Raw genomic sequence first — 7,036 nt, forward strand, 5'->3', positions numbered from 1 at the left:
TCAACCAGGTACGCCAGCCCGTCCACTTCCTCACCGCCACCCGCACCCTCGAAGCCACAGGCACCACCACATTCCTCGAACTCGGCCCCGACGCCGTGCTGAGCACCCTCATCGCCGACTCGGTCGCGGATCCGGACGCAGTAGCCGCCGCGGCCCTGCTCCGCGCGGGCCGCCCCGAGGCCCGGACCGCCGTCACCGCGGCGGCGTCGGCCTTCGTGCGAGGCGTCGCGGTGGACTGGTCCGCGCTGTACGCGGACTCCGGGGCCCGCCGCGTATCCCTCCCCACCTACGCCTTCCAGCGCCGGCGCCACTGGCTCGACACCACGACCGCCCGCAAGACCGCCGCACCGGCTCCGACGGCCACGGATGCTCCCTCGGCTGCCGCCTCCCCCACGGCTGCTCCGCAGGCTCCGCGCGGCGCACTCGGTGAGCGGCTGGCGGACCTGTCCCCCGCCGAACGACGACGGGCCGTGCAGACGCTGGTGGATGAGCACACCTCCACGGTTCTGGAGTACGGGCCCGGCGAGCGGGTCGAACGGCGTACGCCGTTCCAGAAGCTGGGCTTCAGTTCGCTGATGAGCACCGAGCTGCGGGCGTCGCTGGCCGCCGCCACCGGGCTGCGTCTGCCCAGCGGACTGCTCTTCGACCATCCGACACCGCAGGCACTCGGCGAGTTCCTGGAGGCGGAGCTGCTGGGTGCGCTGCCGGACGTGGTCGGCGAGCCGGCCGCCGGGGTCATGCCCGGGGTCATGCCCGGGGATGCCTCCGGCGACCCGATCGCGATCGTGGGCATGGCCTGCCGCTATCCGGGAGGAGTGTCCTCGCCGGAGGACCTGTGGCGGCTGGTGGCCGGGGGCGGCGACGCCATCTCCGCGTTTCCCGTCGACCGGGGCTGGGACGAGGCCTTGTACGACCCCGACCCGGGCAGGCAGGGCAAGAGTTCCGTACGGCACGGTGGATTCCTGCACGACGCGGGCGAGTTCGACGCCGCATTCTTCGGCATCTCGCCCCGCGAGGCGCTGGCCATGGACCCGCAGCAGCGGCTGCTCCTCGAGACCGCGTGGGAGGCCGTCGAGCGGGCCGGTGTCGATCCACGCTCGCTGCACGGCAGCCGTACGGGTGTCTTCGTCGGCGCGACCGCGCTGGAGTACGGCCCGCGGATGAGCGACGCTCCCGAGAGCGTGCAGGGCCATGTCCTCACCGGTGGCACGGCCAGCGTCATGTCGGGCCGGATCGCCTACCAGCTGGGGCTGATCGGCCCCGCTGTGACGGTCGACACCGCGTGCTCGTCCTCACTCGTCGCCCTTCACATGGCGGTCCGCTCACTTCGGCAGGGCGAGACGGACCTGGCGCTGGTGGGCGGCGCGACCGTGATGTCGTCGCCCGGCATGTTCGTCGAGTTCTCACGGCAGCGCGGACTCTCCCCGGACGGCCGCTGCAAGTCCTTCGCGGCGGCCGCGGACGGTACGGGCTGGGCCGAAGGTGTCGGAGTGCTGCTCGTGGAGCGGCTCTCGGACGCCAGGCGCCACGGACACCGGGTCCTCGCCGTCGTCCGCGGCTCGGCCGTCAACCAGGACGGCGCGTCCAACGGCCTCACCGCCCCCAACGGCCCCTCCCAGCAGCGCGTCATCCGCCAGGCGCTCGCCGACTCGGGGCTCGCCCCCTCCGACGTGGACGCCGTCGAGGCGCACGGCACGGGCACGAAGCTCGGTGACCCGATCGAGGCCGAGGCGCTCATGGCCACGTACGGCAGCGGCCGGGACGGGCTGGAGCCGGTCTACCTCGGCTCGCTGAAGTCCAACATCGGGCACGCACAGGCCGCCGCGGGCGTGGGCGGCGTCATCAAGATGGTCGAGGCCATGCGTCACGGCGTCCTGCCCAGGACCCTGCACGTCGACGAGCCGTCGCCGCGCGTGGACTGGTCGCAGGGCGCGATGGAGTTGCTCACCGAGGACCGGGCCTGGCCCGGGACGGGCCGGCCGCGCCGCGCGGGCGTCTCGTCCTTCGGCATCAGCGGTACGAACGCCCATGTCGTCATCGAGCAGGCGCCGGAGGCCGAGTCGGCGCCCGGGACGGAGGACGAGTCGGTGCCCGGGACGGGGCCCGGGGCCGGGGCCGACCGATCGCGGCCGTCCACCGTCCCGGTTCCCGGGATCCCCGCGCCGTGGCTGCTGTCCGCGCGCGACGCGGACGCGCTGCGGGCGCAGGCTGTCCGGCTCCGCGAGCACCTCACCGACACCGGTACAGCCTCCGGCACCGCTGACGCCGCCGGCGACGACGCCGCCGCCGCTCACCTCGCTGACGTCGGTCTGTCGCTGGCTGTCACCCGCACCGCCTTCGAGGAACGGGCAGTTGTGCTCGCCGAAGACCTGGACGGCTGTCTGGCGGGGCTCGACGCCGTCGCCGAAGGAGCCGAAGCGGCGGGCGTGGTGCGCGGCACGGCGAAGGACGACACCCGCACGGCGTTCCTCTTCACCGGTCAGGGCGCCCAGCGCCTCGGTATGGGGCGAGAGCTGTACGCCACCTCGCCGGTCTTCGCCGAGGCCCTCGATGCCGCCTTCGCCGAGCTGGACCAGTGGCTGGAACGCCCGCTGCGCGACGTGGTGTTCGCCGAAGGGGCCGCCGAGGCCAGCTCCGCGGATGCGGACCTGCTGCACGAGACGACGTACACCCAGCCCGCGCTGTTCGCGGTCGAGGTGGCCCTCTTCCGGCTGCTCGAGCACCACGGCGTGACCCCTGATCTGGTGGCCGGGCACTCGATCGGCGAACTCGCCGCCGCCCATGTCTCCGGTGTCCTCACCCTCGCCGACGCCGCGAAGCTCGTCGCCGCCCGCGGCCGGCTGATGCAGGCAGCCCGCCCTGGCGGCGCGATGATCGCGATCGAGGCCGAGGAGGACGAGGTCACGGCGTCCCTGGCGGGCCACGAGACGGAGGTCTCGCTGGCCGCGGTCAACGGCCCCGCCTCCGTGGTCGTGTCCGGCGACGCGGCCGTCGCCGGGCGGATCGCCGACGAGTGGCGTGAGCGCGGGCGCAGGGTCCGCCGTCTGCAGGTGAGCCATGCCTTCCACTCACCGCACATGGACGCCATCCTGGCCGAATTCCGCGAGGTGGCCGCCGGTCTGGACTTCCGGCCGCCCGCGATCCCCCTCGTGTCGACGGTGACAGGGGCGCTCGCCACGGCCGCCGAGCTGACCTCGCCCGACTACTGGGTGCGGCAGATCCGCGAGGCCGTGCGCTTCCTGGACGCCACCCACGAGCTGGCGCGGCAGGGCGCCACCGTCTTCGTCGAGGTCGGCCCCGACGCCGTGCTGACCGCGCTGGTCCGGGACACCCTCGCCGGCCGTGCCGGCACGGCCGTCCCGCTGCTGCGCGCCGGCCGCGCCGAGCCGTGGACGGTCGCGGCGGGCATCGCATCCGCCTACGCGGCCGGTGCGCGCCTGGACGCGAGGACGTTCTTCCCGGGGGCTGCGCTCGTCGGGCTGCCGACGTACGCCTTCCGGCGTGAGCACTTCTGGCTGGCGCCTTCGTCGGCCGCCGATGTGCGCAGCCTGGGTCTGGACGCGTCGGAGCACCCGCTGCTGACGACCGCCGTCGACCTCGCGGACCGCGAGGAGGCGCTGCTCACCAGCCGTATCTCGCTCGGCACCCACCCGTGGCTGGCGGATCACGCCATCGGCGGCACCGTGCTGGTACCCGCCACCGCATTCCTGGAGCTGGCCGTCGCGGCGGGCGACCACGTGGGCGCGCCGCGCGTGGCCGAGCTGACGCTGGAGGCGCCGCTGCCGCTCACGGCGGGCGAGGCGGTACGGCTCCAGGTGACCGTCGGTGCCCCTGATCCCTCGGGTGGCCGGACGTTCGCGATCCATGCCCGGCAGGACAGCGGCGACACGGCCGCGTGGACACGGCACGCCGGTGGTGTGCTGGTCGGGGCGGCGGGCGAGGTCACGACCGACGGGCTCGCCGCCCAGTGGCCGCCCGCCGATGCCGTGGCCGAGCCGCTGGACGACGTGTACGAGCGGCTCGCCGGAATCGGGTACGCGTACGGAGCGGCGTTCCAGGGCCTGCGGGCCGTGTGGCGGCAGGGCGCGGACGTGTACGCCGAGGTGGCGCTGCCGGCCGAACTGCACGGGAGTGCGGCGGGCTTCGGGGTGCACCCCGCGCTGCTCGACGCCGTGCTGCACCCGTTGGTGCTGGACGCGGCGACGGCCGGGGAGGACAGGGAGGCCGGCGAGACGGACGAGAGCGGCGAGGCCGAGGAGGCCGTGGAGAACAGCGACCGGATGATCCGGTTGCCGTTCGCCTGGATCGGTGTCGAGCTGCACGCGACGGGCGCCACGGAGCTGCGCGTACGCATCACACCCACCGGGACCGACACGGTCGCGCTCACGCTCACCGACGCCTCGGGTGCGTTCGTCGCGACGGTCGAGTCGCTGACACTGCGCCCGGTGGAGAAGCGGCGGATCGCGGAGGCGGCCGCGCCTGTCGCCGACGGCGACGACTCGCTGTACGTGCCGGAGTGGCCGGCGATCGCCGCACCGGAGCCGGGCGAGCCCGCCGAGCTGACCTGGGCGGAGCTGACATCGGACCTGTCCGGCCCGGACCGCGCCGCCGACGTCGTCGTCGTGCGCAACGAAGTGCTCCAGGACGGTGCCGGCGCCGATGCCGCCAGTGCCGCCGGTGCCGAGTCCGACGGGCCGCGTGAGACGGCCGGGCGGGCGCTGCGCCTCATCCAGCAGTGGCTGGCTCAGGAGCGGTTCGCCGACTCGCGGCTGGTCTTCGTCACGCGTGGCGCGGTCGCGGCGCTGCCCGGCGAGGACGTCACAGATCTGTCCGCCGCCGCCCTGTGGGGCCTGGTCCGTTCCGTGCAGTCCGAGCACCCGGGCCGTCTGGTGCTGGTCGACATGGGTGTCGCAGGCGACACGGATGTCTCGGACGACGCAGACGACGCGGACGGCGCGACCACCCCGCTGCTTGCCGCCGCCCTGGCCACCGAGGAGCCTCAACTTGCCGTCCGTGACGGTCGGTTGCACGCGCTCAGGCTTGCCCGGGCACCCCGCGCACCCCGCGCGGCAGGAGCCACACCGCCCGTCACACCACCCGTCACACCGCTCGAACTCGACCCGGACGGCACGGTGCTCGTCACCGGCGGCACCGGCGGGCTCGGCGCGCTCTTCGCCCGCCACCTGGTCACCCGCCACGGCGTACGGCACCTGCTGCTGACCAGCCGGCGTGGACCGACGGCGCCCGGTGCCGACGAACTCGTCGCGGAACTCACCGCGCTGGGCGCCGAGGTGACCGTACTGGCCGCCGACGTGGCCGAGCGGGAGGAGGTGGGCCGCCTGCTGGCGGAGGTACCCGACGCGCATCCGCTGACGGCGGTCGTGCACACGGCCGGTGTGCTGGCGGACGCGACCGTGCAGACGCTGACCCAGGAACAGCTCGACACCGTGCTGCGGCCGAAGGCCGACGCCGCGTGGCATCTGCACGAGCTGACCCGGGATCTCGGCCTGCGGGCGTTCGTCCTCTTCTCGTCCGTGTCCGGCCTCACCGGCACGGCCGGCCAGGCCAACTACGCCGCGGCCAACGCCTACCTCGACGCGCTCGCCCAGCACCGCAGGGCGAGCGGGCTGCCCGCCACCTCGCTGGCCTGGGGCCTGTGGGACAACTCTCGGGGCATGGGCGCCACCCTGACCGACGCCGACCTCGCCCGGTGGGAGCGGGCGGGCACGGTCCCGCTCACCCCGGAGCAGGGCCTCGCGCTCTTCGACGCGGCACTGGGCCGCGCGGAGCCGCTGCTGGTGCCCGTGGCGCTGAACCTGGCCGCATTCCGGAGCGGCGGCCCCGCGCTGCCGCCGGCGCTGTACCGGGGGCTCGTACGGACACCGGCGCGCCGCGCCGCGCGCTCGGGTGCGGCCGCCCGTACCGACGCCGATGCGGGGACGGAGTGGGTGCGGCGGCTCGCGGACCTTCCGGAGAGGAAGCGGGGGGACGCCGCGCTGGACCTGGTCCGTGGCGCGGTGGCCGCCGTCCTCGGCCACACGGGCGCGGGCGCCGTCGATCCGGAGCGGGCCTTCAACCTGCTCGGGCTCGACTCGATGGCCGGTGTGGAGCTGCGCAACCGGCTGGCCTCCGCCACCGGTCTGCGCCTGCCCGCCACGGCGGTCTTCGACCACCCGACCCCGGCCGCCCTGGCGACGTTCCTGCTGTCACTCGCCCAGGAGGCCGAGGCACCGGCGCAGTCCGCCGCCCAGGCACGGGCCCGGAACCTGACCCGGGCCGGGAGCGCAGCGGACGAACCGATCGCGATCGTCGGGATGGCGTGCCGCTTCCCGGGCGGGGTGTCCTCGCCGGAGGACCTGTGGCGACTGGTCGCCGACGGCGTCGACGCGGTCAGCGTGTTCCCGGACAACCGGGGCTGGGACCTGGAGCGCCTGTACGACCCGGACCCGGACCACGTCGGGACCTCGTACACCCGCGAAGGCGGCTTCCTGCACGACGCGGACCTCTTCGACCGGGAGTTCTTCGGCATCTCGCCGCGCGAGGCCGCCGCGACCGACCCCCAGCAGCGGCTGCTCCTCGAGACCGCGTGGGAGACCTTCGAGAGCGCCTGTCTGGACCCGGCGCTGCTGCGGGGGACGAACACCGGCGTGTTCACCGGGGCGATGTACGACGACTACGCCTCGCGGCTGGCCAGCACTCCGGAGGAATTCGAGGGCTTCCTGCTGGCGGGCAACCTCTCGAGCGTCCTGTCGGGCCGCCTGTCCTACACGTACGGTCTGGAGGGTCCGGCGGTCACGGTCGACACGGCCTGCTCGTCGTCGCTCGTCGCCCTGCACCTGGCGGCGAACGCGCTGCGGTCGGGCGAGTGCGACATGGCCCTGGCCGGCGGTGTCACGGTGATGTCCGGCCCGCACACCTTCATCGAGTTCTCGCGGCAACGGGGTCTGGCGGCGGACGGTCGGTGCAAGTCGTTCTCGGAGGACGCGGACGGCACCGGCTGGAGCGAGGGCGTCGGCCTGCTGCTCGTCGAACGGCT

General features: G+C 74.4%; 1 protein-coding gene. It reads left to right on the plus strand.

Annotated features, from left to right (window positions below):
* The coding region (locus ACWCP0_RS41760; protein ID WP_451083926.1) for an SDR family NAD(P)-dependent oxidoreductase at positions 1-7,036 on the plus strand (7,036 nt) is incomplete at both ends.

Source organism: Streptomyces sp. NPDC001970 (assembly GCF_053594115.1).